This is a genomic window from Meiothermus taiwanensis WR-220 (assembly GCF_003568585.1).
Taxonomy (GTDB): domain Bacteria; phylum Deinococcota; class Deinococci; order Deinococcales; family Thermaceae; genus Meiothermus; species Meiothermus taiwanensis.
Genome location: NZ_CP021130.1, coordinates 2137086 through 2159105, shown reverse-complemented (window position 1 = coordinate 2159105; position 22020 = coordinate 2137086). Strand labels below are relative to the sequence as shown.

23 protein-coding genes are annotated in these 22020 nt (G+C 65.2%); 18 read left to right on the top strand and 5 right to left on the bottom strand.

Annotated features, from left to right (window positions below):
• Positions 1–53: 53 nt before the first annotated feature.
• From tgt to MTAI_RS10590, 3 genes are all read right to left on the bottom strand, one after another.
• Entirely contained in the window at positions 54–1208 is a 1155-nt protein-coding gene (tgt, locus tag MTAI_RS10600; protein WP_187388548.1) for a tRNA guanosine(34) transglycosylase Tgt, read from the bottom strand.
• Positions 1209–1333: 125 nt separating this feature from the next.
• Positions 1334–2503 carry a hypothetical protein gene (locus MTAI_RS10595; RefSeq protein WP_027887601.1) on the bottom strand — a complete coding sequence of 390 codons (1170 nt, stop codon included), beginning with the start codon at positions 2501–2503 and terminating at the stop codon, positions 1334–1336.
• A complete protein-coding gene (locus MTAI_RS10590) occupies positions 2500–3006 on the bottom strand; it encodes a DUF4384 domain-containing protein (RefSeq protein WP_027887600.1) in 507 nt (168 codons plus the stop codon). Before MTAI_RS10590 ends, MTAI_RS10595 begins: the two co-directional genes overlap by 4 nt.
• 80 nt (positions 3007–3086) lie before the next feature.
• Here MTAI_RS10590 and crcB point away from each other — a divergent pair, with 80 nt between their 5' ends.
• The 5 genes from crcB (at position 3087) to MTAI_RS10565 (ending at position 6254) form a co-directional block, all read left to right on the top strand.
• Positions 3087–3461 carry a fluoride efflux transporter CrcB gene (gene crcB, locus MTAI_RS10585; protein WP_027887599.1) on the top strand — a complete coding sequence of 125 codons (375 nt, stop codon included), beginning with the start codon at positions 3087–3089 and terminating at the stop codon, positions 3459–3461.
• Positions 3458–3790: a DUF190 domain-containing protein gene (locus MTAI_RS10580; RefSeq protein WP_027887598.1), complete on the top strand. Its 333-nt coding sequence runs from the start codon at positions 3458–3460 to the stop codon at positions 3788–3790. The genes crcB and MTAI_RS10580 overlap by 4 nt, the downstream gene beginning before the upstream one ends.
• A 53-nt stretch (positions 3791–3843) precedes the next feature.
• Positions 3844–4437 carry a sulfite oxidase-like oxidoreductase gene (locus MTAI_RS10575; RefSeq protein ID WP_027887597.1) on the top strand — a complete coding sequence of 198 codons (594 nt, stop codon included), beginning with the start codon at positions 3844–3846 and terminating at the stop codon, positions 4435–4437.
• 86 nt (positions 4438–4523) lie between these two features.
• Positions 4524–5141 carry a glycerol-3-phosphate 1-O-acyltransferase PlsY gene (gene plsY, locus MTAI_RS10570; protein ID WP_027887596.1) on the top strand — a complete coding sequence of 206 codons (618 nt, stop codon included), beginning with the start codon at positions 4524–4526 and terminating at the stop codon, positions 5139–5141.
• A 120-nt stretch (positions 5142–5261) separates the two neighbouring features.
• Positions 5262–6254, top strand: coding sequence for a GGDEF domain-containing protein (locus tag MTAI_RS10565; protein ID WP_245453112.1), 993 nt, complete (start codon positions 5262–5264; stop codon positions 6252–6254).
• On the opposite strand, the gene MTAI_RS10560 is transcribed toward MTAI_RS10565, so the two are convergent.
• Positions 6251–7990 (bottom strand): VanW family protein, encoded by a 1740-nt coding sequence (locus MTAI_RS10560; protein WP_027887594.1) that lies wholly within the window; start codon positions 7988–7990, stop codon positions 6251–6253. The two genes, MTAI_RS10565 and MTAI_RS10560, sit on opposite strands and share 4 nt — an antisense overlap.
• A gap of 119 nt (positions 7991–8109) precedes the next feature.
• Between MTAI_RS10560 and MTAI_RS10555 the strand changes: the two genes are divergently transcribed.
• Genes MTAI_RS10555 through murQ form a run of 3 tightly spaced genes read left to right on the top strand, consistent with a single transcriptional unit; the run spans position 8110 to position 11367 of the window.
• Positions 8110–9537, top strand: a complete 1428-nt coding sequence (locus tag MTAI_RS10555; RefSeq protein WP_187388547.1) for an amidohydrolase — start codon at positions 8110–8112, stop codon at positions 9535–9537.
• Positions 9538–9547: 10 nt separating this feature from the next.
• The gene (locus MTAI_RS10550; RefSeq protein WP_187388546.1) at positions 9548–10450 is read left to right on the top strand and encodes an N-acetylglucosamine kinase; all 903 of its coding nucleotides are present in this window, start codon (positions 9548–9550) and stop codon (positions 10448–10450) included.
• A gap of 17 nt (positions 10451–10467) precedes the next feature.
• Entirely contained in the window at positions 10468–11367 is a 900-nt protein-coding gene (gene murQ, locus MTAI_RS10545) for an N-acetylmuramic acid 6-phosphate etherase (protein ID WP_187388545.1), read from the top strand.
• Here murQ and MTAI_RS10540 read toward each other — a convergent pair.
• Positions 11364–12023, bottom strand: a complete 660-nt coding sequence (locus tag MTAI_RS10540; RefSeq protein ID WP_187388544.1) for a GntR family transcriptional regulator — start codon at positions 12021–12023, stop codon at positions 11364–11366. The two genes, murQ and MTAI_RS10540, sit on opposite strands and share 4 nt — an antisense overlap.
• Positions 12024–12100: 77 nt before the next feature.
• Between MTAI_RS10540 and MTAI_RS10535 the strand changes: the two genes are divergently transcribed.
• From MTAI_RS10535 to MTAI_RS10490, 10 genes are all read left to right on the top strand, one after another.
• Positions 12101–12433 (top strand): UxaA family hydrolase, encoded by a 333-nt coding sequence (locus tag MTAI_RS10535; RefSeq protein WP_119361703.1) that lies wholly within the window; start codon positions 12101–12103, stop codon positions 12431–12433.
• On the top strand, positions 12433–13611 hold the full coding sequence (locus tag MTAI_RS10530; RefSeq protein WP_027887588.1) for a UxaA family hydrolase: 1179 nt from the start codon (positions 12433–12435) through the stop codon (positions 13609–13611). Before MTAI_RS10535 ends, MTAI_RS10530 begins: the two co-directional genes overlap by 1 nt.
• Before the next feature lie 2 nt (positions 13612–13613).
• Entirely contained in the window at positions 13614–14540 is a 927-nt protein-coding gene (locus MTAI_RS10525) for a hydroxyacid dehydrogenase (protein ID WP_027887587.1), read from the top strand.
• Positions 14537–15535: an Ldh family oxidoreductase gene (locus tag MTAI_RS10520; protein WP_027887586.1), complete on the top strand. Its 999-nt coding sequence runs from the start codon at positions 14537–14539 to the stop codon at positions 15533–15535. The genes MTAI_RS10525 and MTAI_RS10520 overlap by 4 nt, the downstream gene beginning before the upstream one ends.
• On the top strand, positions 15532–16791 hold the full coding sequence (locus MTAI_RS10515; RefSeq protein WP_027887585.1) for an ABC transporter substrate-binding protein: 1260 nt from the start codon (positions 15532–15534) through the stop codon (positions 16789–16791). The genes MTAI_RS10520 and MTAI_RS10515 overlap by 4 nt, the downstream gene beginning before the upstream one ends.
• A gap of 185 nt (positions 16792–16976) precedes the next feature.
• Entirely contained in the window at positions 16977–17876 is a 900-nt protein-coding gene (locus MTAI_RS10510; RefSeq protein ID WP_027887584.1) for a carbohydrate ABC transporter permease, read from the top strand.
• A 96-nt stretch (positions 17877–17972) separates the two neighbouring features.
• The gene (locus MTAI_RS10505) at positions 17973–18800 is read left to right on the top strand and encodes a carbohydrate ABC transporter permease (RefSeq protein WP_027887583.1); all 828 of its coding nucleotides are present in this window, start codon (positions 17973–17975) and stop codon (positions 18798–18800) included.
• Positions 18801–18825: 25 nt separating this feature from the next.
• Positions 18826–20148 carry a fucose isomerase gene (locus MTAI_RS10500; protein WP_027887582.1) on the top strand — a complete coding sequence of 441 codons (1323 nt, stop codon included), beginning with the start codon at positions 18826–18828 and terminating at the stop codon, positions 20146–20148.
• Positions 20142–20990, top strand: coding sequence for a PfkB family carbohydrate kinase (locus MTAI_RS10495; RefSeq protein WP_027887581.1), 849 nt, complete (start codon positions 20142–20144; stop codon positions 20988–20990). The genes MTAI_RS10500 and MTAI_RS10495 overlap by 7 nt, the downstream gene beginning before the upstream one ends.
• A gap of 40 nt (positions 20991–21030) precedes the next feature.
• Positions 21031–22020 (top strand): tagatose 1,6-diphosphate aldolase, encoded by a 990-nt coding sequence (locus MTAI_RS10490; protein WP_027887580.1) that lies wholly within the window; start codon positions 21031–21033, stop codon positions 22018–22020.

The window sequence follows — 22020 nt, the reverse complement described above, 5'->3', positions numbered from 1 at the left end:
TGATTATATCGTCTGGAAGAGTTTTAAGACAGTCTCTTACCTGTGATGCAGGCCTAGTTCCAGTGCCCGCCTTCCTGGAGAGCTCGAGTAAACCACCCTGGGATCTGACGTCCAAAACGTCGGCCAGCAAAGTCCTGGGCAAACTCGCCGTAGTTGCCGGTCTGGATGGCCGTGCGGGCACCCTCCATCAGGCGGTGCAGGTAGCGCAGGTTGTGCAGCGAGATCATGCGGGGGGCCAGCATCTCCTCGGCCCGCACCAGGTGGGCCAGGTAGGCCCGGCTGTAGTGGGTGCAGGCGTAGCAGTCGCATGCGGGGTCGATGGGGCGGGGGTCGTCGAGGTAGCGCGAGAGCTTGAGGTTGAGCCGCCCCTCGGGCACCAGGGCATAGCCAAAGCGCCCGGTGCGGGTGGGGTAGACGCAGTCGAACATATCCACCCCCAGCGCCACCGCGGCCACCAGGTCCTCGGGGTGGCCCAACCCCATCAGGTAGCGGGGCTTGTGCTCGGGCAGCAGCCTGGTGGAAAGCTCCACCGCCGGGTACATTCCCTCCTTGGGCTCCCCCACGGCCAGGCCGCCAATGGCAAAGCCGGGCGTATCGAAAGCCACCGTGGCCTCGGCGCTGAAGCGGCGCAGTTTCAGGTCAACCCCACCCTGGGCAATGGCAAACAGGGCCTGGTCGGGGCGGGTTTTGGCCTTAAGGCAGCGCTCGAGCCAGCGCAAAGTACGTTCGATGGAGGCCTTCAAGTATTCCGTTGTGGCGGGGTAGGGCGGGCACTCGTCGAAGGCCATGATGATATCGGCCCCCAGGGCTTCCTGCACCTGGATGCTGTACTCGGGGGTGAGCTCGATCAGATCGCCGTTGAGGTGGCTGCGGAAGGTGACGCCCTGCTCGGAAATTTTGCGCAGGTCGCCCAGGCTCATCACCTGGAAGCCGCCCGAGTCGGTGAGCCAGGGGCCGTCGTAGGCGGCGAATTTATGCAGCCCCCCCAGGGCCCGTACCCGCTCGGGGCCGGGCCTGAGGAGCAGGTGGTAGGTGTTGCCCAGAATGATCTGCGAACCGATTTCCCTAAGCTCGCGGGGGCTGAGGCCCTTCACGCTGCCCTGGGTGCCCACCGGCATGAACAGGGGGGTTTGCACCACGCCGTGGGGGGTGTGAAAAAGCCCAGTGCGGGCCCTGCCGGACTGGGCGGTGATGGCAAACTCGAACACCTGGGTATTTTGGGGCCTAGAGGCGCAAAGTGCAACCGCCCCTGCCTGGGCCCCGTGGGAAGGGCAAATTGACTGCAACGGGCCAGGGAGCGAAGCTTCCGGTGCCGAACTCACCGAATCTGGTATCAGTTGGCGGTGCAGGTGTCGGTGTCGGCCCGGCAGCTAAAGGTGCGGGCCTGTTCAATGCTGGGCCCGTTGTAACTGGTCTCGAGCCCCTTCCCCAGCACCTTGAACCCGGCCTCGACCTTGCTCTGGCCGTTGATGCCGGTCTTGAGCCCGGCGGTGCCGTTGTTGCCGTTCAGGGTCAGGTTGATGAAGGGCCTGGTCTCGAGGCTGGGCCCGGCCACCCCATAGAACTTGATGTCCATGGCCAGCCCCGCGAAGGCATTGCCCGTGCCCTGCACCGGAACATCGTATTTGAAGGTGGGGTTGAGGGCGAAGCTGGCGGTAAAGGTGTTGTTCCATCCGCCGTTGGTGGTGCGGCTGCGGTTGTAGTCGAGCTGCAGATTGGTGGTGAAGGTAGGGGCAATGCCCACCGACACCGTCACCTTGCCCCCGGCGTTGCTGCTCACCCCGGCGATCAGCTTGGGTTGCAAGATCACCACCACCGGCACGCTGCCTACCAGAAAGGCCCGCTTGATGTTCCAGGAGGCCAGCTCCTTGTTCAGGCTAAAAGGGTTGTAGCTGGCGTTGGCCTGGATGGTGGCGGTAATGGAGGACTTGAGCGTGCCGCTCAGGCCGGCTTTGAACACCTCCACGCTGCCACTGCTAAACTTGAGGTTGAAGCTGGGCTTGAGGGTCTGCTCGATAAACCCGTTGAGGGTGATGCTCCCGCCGGGCACCCCCGGAATATCGAACTTGACGTTGGTCAGGTTGATGCGCCCGGTGAAGTCCTGCACGCTAACCCCATCCAGGGCCTGCACCATGTTGGCCTCGCCGATGGTCAGGTCGGTCTCGAGGGTCACATCGCCCGAAGCAATGGCGTCCTCGAGGCTCGCTTCCTCGGTTTTGAGGTAGAACTTTCGCACCGCCTGGCCATTGACCTCACCGACGCCAGCTTGCGTCACCTCGGCAATTCTCCGCACCAAACCCTCTCCTTCATCGCTGATGACAATCTGGCCTGCGCTCAGGTCTTTGTCGGTTTGAACGGTCATGTCGGTAGCGGTCGCTGAATCCACCTCATCGTCCGAAAGCACCACCGCATTGGGCTTCAAGTCCAAGCTGTTTTGGGGTGCCGTAGGGCCGCAAGCTACTAGCAGGGTCACGGCCAGGGCTAGCAAGAAGCGGGCTTTCATCGCACCGCCTCCATCCAGGTCTCGGCCACGTCGCGTACCTCAGCAGCGCTCAGGTAGGCCTGGGTGTGCTGGTTGAAGGCCTCGTTGCTGAGCCTGCCCCTGAACAGCTCCCGGTTGGCTACGGGCACGTTGGTGTACAAAAGCCGGAAGCGCGAGGGCCCCAGGGGCGGCACCACCAGATAGGCGGCCTGGCCCTGGGCGTTGCGGTCGGTGGCCAGCGGGAAGGTGTGGCGGCCTGCCGGTAACTGCACATTGCGCTCGAGCACCACGGTGGTGCCATCCACATCCATGGTCACCAGGGTCACGTAACCCGGCTGGCTCAGGGTAAAGCTAAGAAACACCCGGTCACCGAGCCTGTACTTACCCCCCTCGCCCCGGTCGGGGGCAAACTCGCCGATGATGGGTTGTAAACCCCATGCCTGACGCTCTTTTTCGCCAATTCCAACCTGGGGCGCACAGCCCACGAGCAACAGTAAACCGAATAACAGGCCCAGGAATCTCATCCCCAGAGTCTACCCCGCACTTCCTGAGAGCACTACGCAGGACTGGATTAAGGTGGCCTTTAGAGAAGATACTGGGCAGGGTGGAGCGCTATCTGCTGGTCATGCTGGGCGGGGCCATTGGGGCCATGCTGCGCTATGGGCTGGGGGCCTGGGTGCAGGGCCTCTTGGGGCCGGGCTTCCCCTGGAGCACCTTTTTGATCAACATCACCGGCAGCTTTCTGATTGGGCTGGTGCTGCGCTGGAGCCTCGAGGGGGCCCTGAGCCCGGAGTGGCGGCTGTTTTTGGCGGTGGGGGTGCTGGGCGGCTACACCACCTTTTCCACCTTTAGCTGGGAGACCCTGAACTTAGTACAGCAGGGGGAGTGGCTCAAGGCTTTTTTGTACGTGACTGGCAGCGTGGTGCTGGGGTTTGGGCTGGTCTGGCTGGCCTACCGCTGGGCCGGGAGGTGGGTATGAAGCTACAGGGCGAAGCCAAGCTGGTGCGAATTTTTCTGGGCGAGTCGGACAAGTGGCAGGGAAGGCCCCTTTACGAAGCGATTGTGCTCGAGGCCAAAAAAGCCGGCCTGGCCGGTGCTACCGTGTTCCGGGGCTTCATGGGCTTTGGGGCCCACTCCCGCATCCACAGCGCCAAAATCCTCCAGCTATCCGAAGACCTGCCCATCTGCGTTGAGATCGTGGACAGCGAGGAAAAAATTCAGGCCTTTATGCCCACCCTCGATCAGATGGTGCAGGAAGGCCTGATCACCATGGAAAAGCTCGAGGTGATTCGCTACCGCTCCCGCTAGGCATTGTACCTTTGCTTACGGGGCCGGGGCTCGAGCCGGGCTAGGCTAAAACCATGTTCGGCAACTTTTTCAAGCCCAAACACGTAGATCAGCATCGGGTGCCCCCCGGCCAGGTGCTCACCGAGAAGTTCCCCGTGCTAACCTACGGCCCTACCCCCACCGTGCGCCCGGAGGAGCTGAAGTTTGAAATCAAGGGTCAGGTTGAGGAACCCAGAACCCTGAGCTGGGCCGATCTGATGGCCCTGCCGCAGTCCGACCTGACCGCCGACTTCCACTGCGTGACCCGCTGGAGCAAGCTGGATGTGCAGTGGAGCGGTATCCGGATACCCGACTTAATGCGAGCGATCCAGCTCAAGCCGCAGGCTAGGGCGGTGCTGGTGCACTGCTACGGGGGCTACACCACCAACCTGAGCCTGGACGACTTTTTGCGCCCGGAGAATATCCTGGCCCACCGCCTCTTCGGCCAGCCCCTGCCGCGGGAGCATGGCGGCCCTTTGCGCCTGGTGGTGCCGCACCTGTACGCCTGGAAGAGCGCCAAGTGGGTGCGGGGTTTGGAGTTTTTGGACAGGGAGGAGCTGGGGTTCTGGGAGGTCAACGGCTACCACCGCCGGGGTGACCCCTGGAAGGAGGAGCGCTTTAGCGACTGAGCGCCCCCTTGCCAGCCGATTTTGGGTGCAACACCTGACGGGCCCGTGCTTTTGAAAGACCTTTTCGTTGGGTATAAAATGCCCCAGTGGACTGGACAACCTGGCTTGTTTTGTTGCTAGCTTACTTGTTTGGTGCAATCCCTGCGGGCGCTTGGGTGGCCCGCTACCACGGGGTAGATATCCAGAAGGTGGGTTCCGGAAATACCGGCGCTACCAACATCCTGCGCACCCTGGGGGCAGGCCCGGCGCTGGTGGTGGCGGTCTTTGACGTGCTCAAAGGTGGAATTGCGGTATGGCTGGCCCGGCTGGTAGGCATCGAAGGCTATCTGCTGGGCGGGGTGGCCCTGGCGGCGGTGCTGGGCCACAACTACTCGGTCTTCCTACGTTTCACTGGGGGTAAGGGAGTGGCGACCAGCTTTGGCACCCTGCTGTTTTTGGATCCCCTGCTGGCCCTCCTTACGTTTCCGGTGGGCGTGGCAACCATGGGACTGACCCGCTTTGTCTCGGCGGGCAGCATGATCGGTGCCCTTACCGCAGCGGTGGTCGCTATAGCCCTGGGCCGGCCCATGTGGGAGATCCTGACAGTGGTGCTGCTGGCCGCACTGGTCTTCTGGACGCACCGCGAAAACATCAAGCGACTGCAAGCAGGCAACGAGCGACGTCTGGGGGACAAGGCCAAGATATCCGATGCCGTTACGCGCTAGGCGCTTGTGATGTCCAAAATTCGTACGGGGCCCTCGAGCTTCCCCTAGACTGATGAAGTGCGGGGGTTTTTCCTAGCTATTTCTAAAAGCAAAAAACGGGCCGTTTACTTTTGGGCTATTTTGCTGGCTGTACCGGTGTTGCTTTTTATCTGGCTGATGCGGCCCGAGGAAGGCTTTATCCGCTGGTTGTACCCGGCCTTTATCCTGATGTGTGCGGGCTGGGCCTGGCGGTTGTATCAAGGGGCCCACGTAGGCCGTATAGAGCGCGAGACCATCGGTACGGTAACGCTTTTCTTTACCATCAAACTGGCCTATTACCTGTTTTGGGGCGACCTCGAGCGCAACTGGGTCGAGATCGAGAGCACCTACTGGGTCATGGCGTTTGTCATGGTTTTGCTCTACATCGTTTTTGATGCCCGGATGGGGCTGGTGTACAGCCTGGCCCTGGCGGTGGCGACCCTGATTCTGGGTCTGCTGCGCCTGGGGGGCGAGGTGGCCCAGGGCCTGTACAGAACCGAGTTTCTGGCCTTTGTGCGCTCGGAGATGCGGCTTTTGGCAATGGCGGGCCTGCTGTACGCTCTGGCCATCGTCAAGGATCAGCTTGCCCTGGCCAACCGGCAGGTGGAAGAGATGCACGCCCTGGCCCGCACCGACCCCCTGACCAGGCTGCCCAACCGCCTGGCCCTGAGCGAACTGTTAGAGGGAGCCGCGCAGCATATGCATGGGTTGTATCTGGTGCTGCTGGATATCGACCGCTTCAAACAGATCAACGACCGCTTTGGTCATGCAGCCGGTGACGAGGTGCTCAAGGAGGTGGCCCGTCGCCTGCGGGTTTCCATGCGCAAGGAGGATGTCTTGGGGCGTTGGGGGGGCGAGGAGTTCATGATCTTGATGCGCGGTGAGGGCCAGCAGGATGTGCTGGCAGCGGTGGAGCGTTTGCGGGAAGACATCTCCTTCTGGCCGTTTAAGCTGGTGGGCTCGGTTTCGGCGAGTTTTGGGGTGGCCGAAGGGCATATAGGCGACAGCGGTCACGCTTTGGTAGAGCGGGCCGATAAGGCTTTGTATGAGGCCAAGCGCCTAGGCCGCAACCGGGTGGAGATGAGCCCGGCTTAAGGGTTCCTCGAGGCCACCGCATCCCCTGGAATGGGGGTCTGCGGCCCCACCAGGTACACCGCCCGCCAGGGGCGGAAGTTGGAGTTGAGCACGTCGGTGCTTACCCGGCCGTCGGGCCAGAGGATGGTGCGGGTGATGCGGGTGCGGAAGCCATCCACGGCCCAGTCCACCTGCTTAATCTGGCCGGGGCGCAGGCTGGGATCTACGATGTACTGCGGGGGCGGGTGGGGGGTGCGGGCGAGGATGACGGGCTTGGAGACCGTTACCTTGCGGCCATCGGGGAGGCCGTATAGCTGCACTGTGAGGCTGGATCGGGTAAAGCTGGTGCGCACGACGATGGGGCCAGGGGTGTCGTTGGCCGCCCGTAGGTTGAGGTAGGGCTGGTACACTGCAGCATCGTAGCCCACGATGGGGTCGTACCAGCGCACCCGGTAGGCGTGCTGGTTGCGCTCGAGGATGGGAAGGCCGGCCTGGTACAGAGCCCGGAAGGCCGTGGTAGAAACCTGGCAGACCCCACCCCCCACACCCATGACGGTGCGCCCCTCGGAGATGACCAGAGCCTCTTTGAAGCCGTTCTCGGGGCTGATGCTGCCGATGGCCTCGTTGAAGTTGAAAACCCCACCCGCGGGTACCACATAGCCATCGAGGTTCCGGGCCGCCGCATGGACGTTGGCGATGCGTTCGGGGCTCGAGCCGGCGTAATGGGTGGTGGCTTCGGCCAGGAGCTGAAGGTTCTCGGCTTTTGGCAGGTCGGCGGCCCGCACCTGGGCGGCTTTGGGCAGCACGGTCAGGTGAAACTCGGCGAGGTCGGGCCGCAGGAGGGCCAGCTCGAGGCGCTTGTGGCTTTCGATCTGGTTCATCTTCCAGCCATTGACCTCGGGCTGTACCGTGAGCTGGCCCTCGGGGCCTAGGGAGTAGCGGGCATCTTTGGGTAAGCGGTCGTGGCGGGCGGCTATCTGGGCCAGGAGCTTGCGCAGGGCCTGGGTGTTAACCCTGACCTCCTCCTGCACGCTTAGGAGCGAGGCCACCTGGGCCGTGCCCAGGCTGTACCGGTGGCGTTTTCCGCTGCCGCTGGGGGGTGGTTCTGTGTAGATCAGGTCGAGGGGGCGCAGGAGCTCGTTGGCCCGGCGGGCTACCGGCTCGAGCATGGCGGCGGTAACGCGGGGGGTGAGGGGCTTGGGGAAAAACTCGAGCACGGTGAGCTCGGGGTGCTGGAGATAGGTCTCGATTGCACTCAGGACATCCAGTGCAAGGCCCGGCTTTTCCGGAACAACCACGTACCGATCGTTTTGGAATACCACCCTGGCGTTGGTGGGGGGGTGCTCGAGGCCCCGGGCAATGGATTGCAGCCGCTTTTCCAGGGCTGCGGCATCCACGCCGGGCACCAGTGGAACCTTGATCTGTCCGCGCAGGGCTGCCAGCCGCTCACCCAGGCTGGTGCGTCCTACCGCAAAAGCGCGCAGGGCGGTGGCCCTGGGATCGGGCCTCCAGCCCAGCTCGGCTGCGGAGACCTCGAGGGTTTTATCCCCTGCCTTGAGGGTAAGCCGGGGCGGGGGGGTGTTTTGTGTGGCGGCGGCGATGCGGGCCTCGGCCTCTTCCAGGGTCAGGCTTCCCACCCGAACCCCAGCGGCCTCGACGCCGGCATAGATGCGGTTGCGATGGTAATGCTCAAAGGCCGCCCAGCCCAATGCTAGACCGGTTGCCAGACCCAGCCCGACCACCACACCCCGTCTCATCGGACTCCGAGTATAGCTGCCCGGTACAGCCTGGATTTGAGGGCGAATGCCCAATCGGGTTGCATAGAACCTTCACCCCCGGCTTGAGCCAGGGCCGGCGGCGGGATAGGATGCCTTCCATGCTGCTATACGGGCGCGTTGAAACCATGACCGAGGCCGGTCGGGCCGAAGCGGTGTACCTGGAGGGCGACCGCATCGCCGATGTGGGCAGCCTGCAGGATCTGAGCGCGCGGTATCCCGCTGCTAAAAAACAGTTTTTTGAGCAGATCACCCCCGGCCTGCACGAAGCCCACGCCCACCCGCAGATGTGGGGGCTGCAACTCGACAGCCTGGATCTGGAGGGGCTGACCGACCCCCAGGTGGTGGCGCAGAAGGTGGCCGAGAAGGCCCGCACCCTGCCCTCTGGTGGCTGGATTCGCGGTGGGGGCTATCTTTTCCGGGCTTACCCCACCCGTGAACTGCTGGACGCGGCAGCCCCCCACCATCCTGTTTTCCTGCAAAGCCGCGACCGGCACTCGGCCTGGGTGAACACCAAAGCCCTCGAGCAGGCCGGTATCACCGCCCAGACCCCCGACCCGCCCGGTGGGGTTCTGCTGCGCGATGCGCAGGGCCAGCCCACCGGCTACCTGCTGGAAGCCGCCCAGGAACTGGTGCAGCGGGTGATGCCAAAGCCCGGCCTGGCCGAACTCGAGCGCGGCCTGCAGGATCTCGCGCGCCGGGGCTACACCGCCGTGCACCATATGGGCTGGTGCCACTTTAGCCTGGCCGAACAACTGGCAGAATCGGGCCGCCTGCCGGTGCGGTTGTGGTGGGCCCTGGACCGCGACCACTGGCGGGAAGCCCGGCCCGGCTGGCGGGGCGACAGCCTGGAGATTGCCGCGGTCAAGTTTTTTGCCGATGGGGCCCTGGGCAGCCGCACGGCCTGGATGATTGAGCCCTACCCCGACGGCTCGCACGGGCTGGCGCTCGATGCCCTCGAGCTCATCCTGAGCGAAGGGCGGGCGGCCCTGGAGGCCGGCCTGGGCCTGGTGGTGCACGCCATCGGAACCCGGGCAGTGCAGGGGGTCTTGGAGGTGTTCCACCAACTGCAACCTGTCTCCAGGCGCATCTTTCGGCTCGAGCATGCCCAGCACGTGCGCGATGCCGAGCTGGCCCGGCTGCCCGGCCTCAAGCTGGCCCTCTCCCTGCAGCCCATGCATCTTTTGGGCGATGCCGAGCTGGTGCGGTTTCACCTGAAGGGCCAGGAACGCGAGGCCTTCCGCCTGCGCGACCTCTGGAACACCGGCCTGCCCATGGCCTTTGGCTCGGATGCCCCGGTGATGAAACCGCTCTATGAGCTGAACCTTCAGGCCGCTACCCAGCACCCCCTGAACCCGGCCCAGAGCCTGACCCCGGCCGAGGTTTTGTGGGCCCACACCAGGGGGGCGGCGCTGGCGGCGGGCTGGCCCCAGCACGGCCAGATTCGCCCAGAGGCCCCCGCCGACCTGACCCTGTGGGAGAACGGGCGTCCCGTAGGGCGGGTGTTTCGGGGCGGCCTCGAGCTTTAGGAGAAGGCCTATGCGTTACGTCCTGGGTATCGACGGCGGCGCCAGCAGCGGCAAATGGGCGGTGCTGGATGAGGCGGGCCGGCTGGTGGCCCAGGGCCGGACAGCCCCCATCGTGGGCCACCTGCTGGACGAAAAAGTAAAGGCCCAGACGCTGGCCTCGCTGGACGCGCTGCTTTGGCAGAGCCGGCCCTACGCGCCGGTGGCGGTGGTGGCGGGCATCACCGGCCTGGATGCGGGCAGCCTCGAGGCCCGGCAGCTCGGTGCATATATCCAGCAAGCCCTGGGGCTTCCAGAGAAGCGGGTGTGCGTCCTCAACGATATGGATCTGGTCTACCGGGCCCACTTCGCCCCTGGGGAGGGCATTGTGGTCTATGCCGGAACCGGCTCGGTGGCCTACAGCATCGCCCAGGACGGCACGGTCTACCGTGCAGGCGGGCACGGTTTTCTGATTGGCGACGAGGGGGCCGGGTTCTGGATAGGGAAAACCGCTTTGCGCCAGGTGCTGCGCTGGCACGATACGGGATTGGACACGGCTTCGTACCCGCTGGCCCGGCATCTGTATAGGGCGCTGGGGGGGCGCGACTGGCCGCACATTCGTGGGTATGTGTACGGGGGTGGGCGGCAGGCCGTGGCCGCGCTGGCCCCGGCGGTGGGCCGGGCGGCCCTCGAGGGCGACCAGGCCGCAACCCAGATCTTGCTTCAGGCCGGGCGTGCGCTGGCCGACCTGGCCCTGACCTTGCAGCAGCGGCTGGGGCCGTTGCCGGTGGTGCTGTGTGGTGGTGCTTTGCAGGTGAGCCCGCTTATCGAGCAAGGAGCCCGGGAATTGCTGGAACTGACCGTTCAACACGCCTCGAGCGCCGAGGCCGCCGCCCGCCTGGCCCTGGAGCTGCTCAGGACAGGGGTTTCCCATTAGAATCGCAGGAGCAGCTTATGAATAAACCGCACCTGACCACCGAGCAGATCAGCGAGGCCTTTCGCGACCTCGAGACCCGCCCTACCCCGGCGATCCTGCAGGCCCTGGTGGAGGATCAGCTCCGGGCGGTGGAGGCCGTGCAGCGGGCCATACCCCAGCTGGTGGATGCGGTCGAACAGTCGGCTGAACGCATGAAAGCGGGCGGCCGCCTGATTTACGTGGGCGCCGGCACCAGCGGACGCCTGGGGCAGCTCGATGCCTCCGAACTGCCCCCCACCTTTTCCTGGCCACGGGAGCGGGCCGTGGCCTGTATCGCGGGGGGTCGGGAAGCCCTGTGGCGGGCGGTGGAGGGCGCGGAGGACGATTTTGAGGCTGGAAAGCGCGACCTGCTGGCCTTGCAACCTACGCGCCACGATGTGGTGATCGCGATTGCGGCTTCCGGCACCACCCCCTACCCGCTGGGGGCGGTGGCGGCTGCTCGGGAGGTGGGGGCCCTGACCATCGGCCTGGCCAATAACCCCGAGACGCCGCTGGTGCAACAGAGCCAGATAGGAATTGTGCTCGAGACCGGCCCCGAAGTGATCTCGGGCTCGACCCGCCTCAAGGCCGGTACTGCGCAAAAGATAGCCCTCAACGCCTTTTCCAGCGCCCTGATGGTGCGACTGGGCAAGGTGTATGGCAACCTGATGGTGGATGTGCAGGCCACCAACGCCAAGCTGCTGGCGCGGGCGGTGCGCCTGACCGTGGCGGCCACAGGGGCCTCCGAGGCCCAGGCCAAAGCAGCCCTGGAAGCCTGCGATTACCACGTCAAGACCGCCATCGTGATGATCAAAAAAAGCCTGGACGCCCCGGCGGCCCAGGCCCTGCTCGAGCGCGTGGAGGGGAATGTGCGGCGGGCCTTGGCGGCGTTGCCCTAGCGATTTATTCTGCGCATCAAGAAGCGTTCCAGGGCCTGCCCGGCGTTGCGCACGTGGGTGCGCATGGCGGTCTCGGCGGCCTGGGGGTCTTTGTCCCGCACCGCTTGCAAAATGGCCTGGTGCTCGGCCCGGGACTGCGGCAAGCGCCCGGGAATGGCCGCCGAGCTGTTGATGAGCATGCGAATCTGGCCGTCGATGGTCTCGGCGGTGGCCAGCAGGCGTTTGCTGCCGGCGGCTTCCCAGAAGGTGCGGTGGAAGGCCAGGTCGAGGTCGCCATAGGCTTCTATATCCCCCTGCTCCGCCGCCTCGCACTGCTTTTCGAAAAGCCGCTCGAGCTTCCGCAACAGCGCCCTTCCGTTGTTTTCTACGGCCAGCCGGGCGGCCAGTCCTTCCAGCACCTCGCGCAGGCTGTAGATTTCGCGCACGTCTTCCAGGCTCGGCTCCAGCACAAAGTAGCCCCGGTGCGGCACCGCCACCACCAGCCCCTCCCGCTCCAGCGCGGCCAGGGCCTCCTTGACCGGGGTGGGGGAGAGGCCCAGCTCCTCGGCCAGCACCCGCACCACCAGCTTCTGGCCGGGGGGAATTTTGCGCCCCAGAATGGCCTGCCTGAGTGCCTTGTAGGCTTCGCGGTTCAGGGTGGTGCGGTTCAGGGTCATTCTTAGCCTCCCAGTTTAGCACATTGACCATAAAAGATTTTAGATATAAAATCCTGCAGAAACCAAAGGAGGGTCTGGTGGCACATAGGGCCTTAGCGCATAAAAGCACCGATGATGTAGCGGTTGCAGTGGCCGACTTAAAAGCCGGCGAGGAGCTGGTCATTCACAGCCTCGAGGGCGGTAAAACCCACAAGGTCAAACTGCTTGAGGATATTCCCCTGGGGCACAAAATCGCCCTCAGGGACATGCCCGAGGGCCATGTGGTCATCGAGTACGGCGAGAAGGTGGGCCGCATGACCCAGCCCGTCAAAAAAGGTGGCTATGTACACGTGCACAACATCCGCACCCTGCGCTGGGATTACGGAAGCAAGGGCAAGGGCCAAAAGCCCAGGGCCAAAGGAGGCCAGTAATGCCTAGGAAAGCAGCCTCCAAAGGCCTGCAGCTGACCGGCTACCGCCGCCCGAACGGGGCGGTGGGGGTGCGCAACCACGTGCTGATCCTGCCGGTGGACGATCTTTCCAACGCCGCTGCCGAGGGGGTGGCCCGGCTTATCCACGGCACCACCGCCCTGCCGCACCCTTACGGGCGCTTGCAGTTTGGCGCCGACCTCGAGCTCACCTTCCGCACCCTTTCGGGCCACGGGGCCAACCCCAACGTGCACGGGGTGGTGGTGATCGGCATCGAGCCCAAATGGACCGACCGGGTGGCCTCGGCCATTGCCAGGACCGGCAAGCCCGTCGAGACCTTCTCCATCGAGCGCCATGGCGACCTCAACGTGATCAACGCGGCCAGCCGGGTGGCCTACCGGATGGTGCAGGATGCCTCCGAGCTCAAACGCGAGCCCATCCAGGTCTCGGAGCTGGTGCTCTCCATCAAGTGCGGCGAGTCCGACCCCACCTTGGGGCTGGCCGGCAACAAGGCCCAGGGCCGGGCGGTGGATCGGCTGGTGGATATGGGGGCCTCGGTCATCTTCGGCGAGACCTCCGAGCTCACCGGCGGCGAACACCTGATCGCCAACCGCTGTGCCACCCCCGCCCTCAAGCGCAAATTCATGCAGATCTACAACGACTACATCCGCATGATTGAGGCCCAGGGCGTCGACCTGCTGGGCTCCCAGCCCACCGAGGGCAACATCCGCGGCGGCCTCTCCACCATCGAGGAAAAAGCCCTGGGCAACATCCAGAAAACCGGCACCCGCCCCATCCAGGCGGTGCTCGACTACGCCGAGCCGGTCAGGCCGGGCCAGGGCCTGGTCTTCATGAACAGCTCTTCCGCCGGGGCCGAGCAGGTGACGCTGTGCGCGGCGGGGGGCAGCGTGCTGCACTTCTTCACCACCGGGCAGGGCAACATTGTGGGGCATCCCCTGATCCCGGTCATCAAGGTCTCGCCCAACCCCATCACCTGCAGCACCATGAGCGAGCACATCGACGTCAAACTGCCGGATCTGCTGGTGGGCGATATCACCCTGGATGAGGCCGCCGACCGCATCCTCGAGGTCTTCGCCCGCACCGTGAATGGCCGCCTGACCGCCGCCGAGCTCCTGCGGCACAACGAGTTCGTGATTACCAAGCTGTACCCCAGCGCCTGAACATGATTGTGGTTTGCGAGTTCATCACACCCAGCGGCCTGCAGCGCCTGCAGCAAAGCGGCCTCGAGGTGCACTACGACCCCAACCTCTGGAAAGACCGCGAGGCCCTCAAGGCCCGGCTGGCCGGGGCCACCGCGCTGATCGTGCGCAACCAGACCCAGGTCAACGCCGAGCTGCTGGCCGCCGCGCCCCGGCTGCGGGTGGTGGGGCGGCTGGGGGTGGGGCTGGACAACATCGCGCAGCCCGACCTGAAGGCCGCCGGGGTTCAGCTCTACTTTGCCAGGGGCATCAACGCCAATGCGGTCGCCGAGTATGTAATGGCCGCCATGCTACACCTGGCCCGCAACATCGCCGGGGCGGCGGCCCATGTGGCCGAGGGCGGCTGGAACCGCGCGGCCTTTGGGGGGTTTGAGCTCTCGGGCAAGACCCTGGGCTTGGTGGGCCTGGGCGAGGTGGGGCTCAGGGTGGCCCGGCGGGCCCGGGCCTTTGGCATGCGGGTGGTGGCCTCCGATCCCATGCGCCTGCCCTGGGAGAGCGCGGTGGAAGACCTGGGGATCGAGCTGCTCTCGACCCCGGAGGTGCTGCGGCGGGCCCAGTTCCTCTCGCTGCACGCCCCGCTGACCCCCGAGACCAAAGGACTGATCCGGGCCGAGACCCTGGCCACCATGCCCCGGGGCAGCTTTCTCATCAACACCGCCCGCGGCGAGCTGGTGCACCAGGCCGACCTGATCGCAGCCCTGCGCTCGGGCCACCTGGCCGGGGCGGTGCTGGACGTGGTCGACCCCGAGCCTCTGCCCCCCCAACACCCGCTGCGGGGTGTGGAGAACCTGTGGATCACCCCCCATGTGGCCGGACTGACCGCCGAGGCCCAGGAGGCGGTGGGGTTGCGGGTGGCCGAGGGGGTTTTGAACATCCTGGGGGTGGCATGAGGGTTCCTTATCCCACGCTCAAGCAGGCGCTCTCGAGCCACTTCCAGGGCCTGGGGCTGGCCCCGGATCAGGCCGAGGCCTTCGCCGAGGTGATCCTCGAGGCCGAGCTCGAGGGCAACGTGGGGCACGGCCTGACCCGTGTTGCCCAGTACACCGCGCAGCTTCGGGCTGGCGGGCTCAACCCCCGGCCGCAGATGCGCTTGGAACGAACCAAACCCGGCGTTGCAGTTCTCCATGCCGACGGCGCACCGGGGCCGGTGGCCGGGCTTTTTGCAGTGCAGGCGCTGGCCCCGATGGCCAGGGAGCAGGGGAGCGCCGCGCTGGCCGTGCGGGGCGCGGGGCATTCCGGGGTGCTCTCGGCTTACGTGGGCCGGCTGGCTCGGCAAGGGTTGGTGGCCCTGGCCTTTGCCAACACCCCCCCGGCCATCGCCCCGGGGCCGGTGCTGGGCACCAACCCCATCGCCCTGGGCGCGCCGGCCGAGCCCCAGCCGATCATCATCGATACCTCCATCTCGGTGGTGGCGCGCGGCAAGATTATTGCCGCGGCCAAAAAGGGCGAGCCCATCCCGCCGGGCTGGGCGCTCGACAAGGAGGGCCGCCCCACCACCGATGCCCAAGCCGCGCTGGAAGGCTCGCTGCTGCCCATTGGCGAGGGTAAAGGGTTTGCCCTGGCGGTGTTGGTGGAGGTGCTGGCCGGGGCCCTGGCGGGCGAGGTGCTCTCGCCCGAGCTGCCCCTGCCCTGGATGCCACCCGAGCAAGCTGCCAAACCGGGGCTGCTGCTGCTGGCCTTCGATCCCGCCGCCTTTGGCACAGGCTACGGGGGCCGGCTGGCCCAGCTCGTCCAGGCTCTTGAAGCGGCCGGAGGCCGGATTCCTGGAGCGCGCCGCGCCGCTTTACGAGAGAAATCCCTAGTAGAAGGAGTGGAGGTCAACGAGACACTAGAGGCCGAACTCGGTAAACTAGGCGTGCATCTACAAGGAGGAGGGACAAGATGAAGAAGCTGTTTTGGCTACTGGTCGCTGTGCTGGTGATGTCTACTGCCCTGGCGCAGCAAACCCGCTTGCGGGTCTTTGTGGGGGGGCAGCAGCGCCCGGATGTGATGCGCAAAATTCTGGACATCTACCAGCAGCGCAACCCAGGGGTGCGGGTGGATATCGAGGTGGGTGGGGCCACCTCCGATCAGCAGCAGCAGTACCTCACCACGGTGCTGGCCTCGCGCGACCCCAGCATCGACATCATCCTGATTGATGTCATCCGCCCCGCCCAGTACCTGGCCAGCCGCTGGGCCGATACCCTGGACAAGTATCTGCCCGCCGCCTCACGCCAGAACCTGCTGAGGCAGTACCTGCCGGCCTACTCGCAGGCCAACGTGATCAACGGTCAACTGGTGGCCTTGCCGGCCTTTGCCGACGCGATGTTCTTGTACTACCGCGCCGACCTGCTGGAGAAGTACAACTTCAAGCCCCCCACCACCTGGGATGAGGTCATCCAGCAAGCCCAGACCATCCTGCAGCGCGAGAACAACCCCAACCTCAACGGTATCGGCTATATCGGCGCACCCGTCGAGGGGACGGTCTGCACCTTCTTGCTCCCCATCTGGGCAGCGGGCGGCGATGTGACCAACGCAGAGGGCCAGTTCAGCCTCACCGTGGAACAGGCCCAGCGCTCCTTGCAGTTTTGGGTCAGCCTGATGGACCGGCGGGTTTCGCCGCCCAACATGGCCGAAAAACCCCAAGACACCATTCGCCAGGAGATGCAGGCCGGACGCTGGATCTTCGGTACCCTGTTCGCCTACGCCTGGAACAGGTTCCAGAACGACGCCGACAGCCAGGTCAAGGGCAAGATTGGCGTGGTGCCCCTGCCTGCCTTCCCTGGGGGCCGCCAGGCGAGCTGTCTGGGGGGATGGCAGTGGGCTGTCTCCGACTTTAGCCGCAATAAAGCGCAGGCCTACCGCCTGGTGCGCTTCCTGAGCAGCCCGGAGGTCTCCAAGATACTGGCTATCGATGCCTCCAATCTGCCGACCTTCCCCTCGCTGTACCGTGATGCGGATATTTTGCGGGTGAACCCCTGGTTCGGTCAGGCCTTGCCCGTGGTACAGGCGGCCCGTGCGCGCCCCCAACACCCGCGCTATGCTGAGATCTCTGAGGCCATCCGGGTTAACACCAACCAGGTGCTGGCCCGCCAGAAAACCCCTGAGCAGGGCGCCCGCGACATTGTGAACCGCTTGCAGGCGATCTACAGCGGCAGATAAAAGCCGATAGGGGTAGGGGCCGGGCGCTCCTACCCCTCAACCCATGTTTTTTGTTTGCACAACACAAGAACGGCTCTTTCTGGAACAAGCCATGCAAAAGCGGCCCAAGACCGACCCAATAATCTCCAGGCGTAGCAGGATGGTGAAGCCAGGTGGCTGGGCCAAGAACCAACTGGGAGGTGCGCATGATTCAGCCTAAATACCGCCGCAGCTTTGGCGACCTGAGCGAGCGCGCCCTGGCCTTCTGGCTGCTGCTTCCGGCGGCCTTGCTGCTGGGGTCGGTGGCGCTGTATCCGGTTGTACGTCTTTTCTACACCAGCCTGTTCCAGCGCCGCCTGACCGATGAAACCGGCAGCAACCCGGTGTTCATTGGTTTTGCCAACTTTGCCCAGGCCCTCTCCGATGAGCGCTTCTGGACGGCCTTGTGGAACACCCTTCTGATTGTTTTGGTGACGGTGCCGGGGGCACTGGTGGTGGGGCTTTTGCTGGCCTTGCTAGCCAACCTGCCTTTTCGCGTCAGGTGGCCGGTGCGCCTGGGCCTGTTGCTGCCCTGGGCCTTGCCCCTGGTGTTCGCAGGGTTGATTTTCAGATGGTTTTTTGACAGCCAGTATGGGGTGGTCAACGATGTGATCGTGCGCTTAGGGGGTGAGCGGCTGCTATGGGTAACCACGCCGGATCTGCTTTTCTGGGCCATTTGCTTCAGCATCATCTGGAAAAGCAGTTCTTTTGTGGCCCTTATCTTGCTGGCCGGGTTGCAGGTGATTCCCAAAGAGCTCTACGAATCGGCTGCGGTGGACGGGGCCAACCGCTGGCAGAGTTTCTGGCGGATCACCCTGCCGCTCCTAACCCCAGCCATTCTGGTGGCGGCGATCTTCCGCACCATCACGGCTTTCCAGACCTTCGACATCCCCTTTGCTATGCAGAACGGGGGCAGCTCCTTTGAAACCTTGGCTATGTATGTGCGCACCATGAGCATCGAGAACCTCAACTTTGGCTACGGGTCGGCCCTGGCGGTGCTGATGTTCCTGATCAGCCTGGCGGTCACCCTGGTCTACCTGCGGTATGTGAGGGGGGCCGATGATTAAGCTAAAGTCCCACGGTCTGGGGCATGGGTGGAGTGAAGCAAGCTTCGCCCAGTCCGGCCGGCTCCTTGCTGCCTTTGCTCGAGCCAGGAGGGTTTTATGAAACTCAACAACCCCCGTATATGGCTCTGGATTGCCGCAGGTATCGTTGTTATTAACGGCTTTTTTCCGGCGGTTTGGATTCTCCTGACCTCGTTCAAAACCGAGGCGGAGCTCACCCGCATCCCCATCACCTGGCTGCCCGAGAACCCGACCCTACAAAACTACGTGCAGGCCCTCACCAAGGCCCCCATCGGGCGCTACTTCCTCAACAGCCTGATTGTGGCCGTGGGGGCAACCCTGCTGTGCGTGTTTGTATCGGCGCTGGCCGCCTACGCCCTGGCCCGTTTGCGCATTCCCCACAAGACCCTGATTTTTTCTTTGCTGGTGGGGGTTTCGATGTTTCCTACCGTCACCCTGCTGTTGCCGTTGTTCGAGATGGTGCTGGCGCTGGGGTTGCGCAACACCTATATTGCCCTGATTCTGCCCCATGCCGCGCTGTCCATCCCGGTGGCTACGCTGGTGCTGGTTAGCTTTTTTCAGGGTATCCCCAAGGATCTGGAGTCGGCCGCCATGGTGGATGGCTGCTCTCGTCTGGGTGCGTTGTGGCGTATCGTGGTGCCGCTTTCCGCACCGGGGGTTTTTACCGCCAGCATTCTGGCCTTCGTCAACAGTTGGGATGAGTTCCTTCTGTCGCTGACCCTGCTGCCCTCGCAGGCCATGCGCACCCTGCCGGTGGGTATCCAGTTCCTGCAAGGCGAGTATACCTTTCCCTGGCCGCTGATCTCGGCAGCGCTGATCATTGCGCTGGTGCCGGTGGCTCTGGTGATTGCGATTTTCCAGGAGCGGGTGGTGGGCGGCCTGACCCAGGGGGGCGTGAAAGGATAGGCTGGCCTCGAGCAACAACGTCCATATGCAAAACCTCAGAATCGGTCTTGTTCCCATCGTGCGGCCCCTGTTTAGGGGTTCCAAGCTGGGCCTCGAGCCCACCACCCGCCAGGCCCTGGAAGCCCTGGGCCCCCGGCTGGGCTTCGAGCTGGCCTATGTGGCCGAGCCGGTGGCCGACGCCGCCCAGGCCGAGGCGGCGGCCCGCGCGGCCCAGGCCGCCAAGTTGGACTTGCTGCTGGTGCAGCACGTGACCTTTGCCACCGGCGATGCCTTTTTGCCGCTCCTGGAGCTGCCCATCCCGGTGGGGCTGTGGGCCCTGCCCGAGGTGTGGGACAGCGGCCCGCTGCCGCAGAACGCGGTCTGCGGCCTCAACCTGGGGGTCTCGCTGGCCCCAAAGCCCACCAAGTGGTTCTATGGGGCAGTAGACGATGCCTGGTTTCAGGCCCGCCTCAAGCTCACCCTGCAGGCCCTGCGGGGTGTGAAGGTGCTGCGCGAAGGCCGGGTGCTCTGGCTGGGCGGCCACGCGCCCGGCTTTTTTGCCTTTGATGCCCTGCCCGAGACCGGTCTCACCGTGGAGAAGGCTGAGCTGGCCGAGCTGTGGGAGGCCCTGGCGGCGGTCTCGGAGGCGGAAATAGAGGCGCGGGTTGCAGGGTTCCGCGAGCTTTCCGAGTATCCGGTGGAGCAGCTGCGTGAAAGCTTCCGCCTCGAGCTGGCCTTAGAACAACTGGCCCGGCCCTACGACGGGGTGGCCCTGCGGGAGTGGCCGGAGATCCCCGAGCGAACTGGGGTGATGGCCTACGCGGCCATGGCCCGCCTGGCCGATGCGGGCTACACCCTGGCCCCCGAGGGCGATGTGATGGGCCTGGCCAGCCAGCTGGCCCTGAAGGCCATCTCGGGCCGGCCGGCCATTCTGCTGGACATCTCGCACTTTTCGGCCAAAGGGATCATGCTCTGGCACGGGGGCGAGGCACCCCTGGCCTGGGCCGCGGGCCCCACCCGGCTGGTGCCGCACTTCAACCGCCACCTGCCCGCGGTGCGCGACATGGCGCTGCGGGCGGGCCCTATTAGCGGCCTGCGCCTGCTGCCGGGCCGCAAAGCCGTGGTGCACGGGGGCGTGTTGAGCGGTGAGAAAGGCTACGACGGGGACTCGAGCTACCTCACCCGCCCCACCTGGGCCGCCCAACCCCTCACCCCCCGGCAGTTTTTAGCAAGCTGGTTCAACCACCGCATCCCCCACCACCTGGCCGTAGGGATGGGCCCGCATGAAGAAGCCTTGCTGGAGATGTGCGCCTGGCTGGGCCTGGAGGTGCTGCCCGCCCGGCCCGAGGAAAACCGACTGGTATGGTGAAGATCCTGACCGTGGGCTGGGCCAACCTGGACCAGCGCTTCTATGTCGAGCAGTTCCCGCCTTCCAGCAGCCGCACCGGGGTGCTGGGTTACCGCGAGACCATCGGGGGGCCGGCGGCGGTGGCGGCGGTGGCGGCGGCCCGGCTGGGGGCCGAGGCCCATCTGGTGAGCCGCCGGGGCGACGATGCCACGGGGGAACGCCTGCAGGGGATGCTCGAGGCCGAAGGGGTCAGGGCCCACTTCCAGCTGGGCGCGGCCACCCCGGTCTCGGCGGTGCTGGTCACGCCGGAGGGCGAGCGCTACATCTTTCCCTACCGGCCCGAGCTGCCCGATGAGCTGGTTTTAAACGAGGAGGGCCTGCTCGAAGGAACCGGCGCGCTGCTGCTGGACGGGCGCTGGGCCTCGGCGGGGTATGGCCTGGGCCAGGCCGCCCGTGCGCGGGGCCTCCCGGTGGTGCTGGATCTGGATCGCGACCGCGACGAGGACTGGATGCTCACCCGGGTGGCCACGCACGTGGTGGCCTCGGAGGAGCTGGCCGTGCAGAAAGGCGGCGTGGACGCGCTGCTGGCCCAACTGCAAGCCCTGGGGGTGTTCGCCGCGGTGACCCTGGGGGCCCAGGGGGTGGCCTATGCGGGCGGACACCTGCCGGCCTACCCGGTACAGGTGCGCGACACCACCGGGGCGGGGGACGTCTTCCACGGGGCCTTTACCCTGGCCCTTGCCGAGGGGATGGGCGAGCTGGCGGCCCTGCGATTTGCCTCGGCGACCGCCGCCCTGCACTGCGCCCAGGCCAGCCCCCCGCGCCGGAACGAGGTGCAGGCCTTTCTGGCTTCCCTGCCCTGAACCCCAAAACCCCAAGCAAGCTAGATACACGAGGAGGAGCATGAAAACCACCCCAGCAAAAGCCCGCGCCTATGCCCGCATTGGCGATGGGGCCATGCGCTTTGGCACCCTGGCCATTGACCAACGCCCACCCTTGATGCAGATTGCTGCCAAAGCGCTGGGCCGCGACCTGGAGAGCGTGGGGCCCGAAGTGAGCGAACTCAAGGGCCTGCTGGCCGAGACCCTGGCCCGGGCCGTAACCGGAATCCTGATAGACCCGCACTACGCCTTTCCTGCGGCCATGCCGGTTCTGCCGCGTGAGACCGGCCTGATGCTGACCCTCGAGCACCACCGCTTCGAGACCGTAGAAGGCGGCTGGCGCAAAAGCGCGATGATTCCGGGCTGGAGCGTGGAGCGGGCGGTGCAGATGGGCGCCGACGGCCTGAAGCTTCTGGCCTGGCACCGCCCCGATGCCCCGCCCGAAATTACCGAGCACCAGCTGAACTTTGTGCGAAGCGTGGGCGAGGCCTGCCGCAAGGCCGACCGTCTCTTCATCTTCGAGGTGCTGCCCTACCCCCTCCCCGGCGAAGATACCCATACCTACAACGCCAAGCTGCGCGAGATGTCGCTGGAGATCGCCGCGGCCTTCGCCGACCCCGGCTTCCACATTGACCTGTACAAGCTGGCCTTCCCCGGCGCCGCCGATCTGGTAAAGGAGTTTGGCGGCGGGGGCTACTCGCTCGAAGACCTGGAAGCCGACATGCGCGAATACAGCAGACTTCCCGCGCCCTGGCTGCTGCTTTCTGGTGGCCTGAATGCCGAGCAGTTTGTGCAGATGCTGGAAGCTGCTCTGAGTGCCGGGGCCCGTGGTTTTCTGGCAGGCCGCGCGGTCTGGCAGCATCCTTTGCGTTTCTACCCCGACAAGGCCAGGGTGCGCGAGGCCCTGCGCGAAGAGGGCCTCGAGACCCTCCACCGCCTAAACGAGCTCCTGCAGGCCATCAAGCCTATGTATCCCGAGGTGGACTGGAGGCTCGAGGGGGTCGCAGGCTAA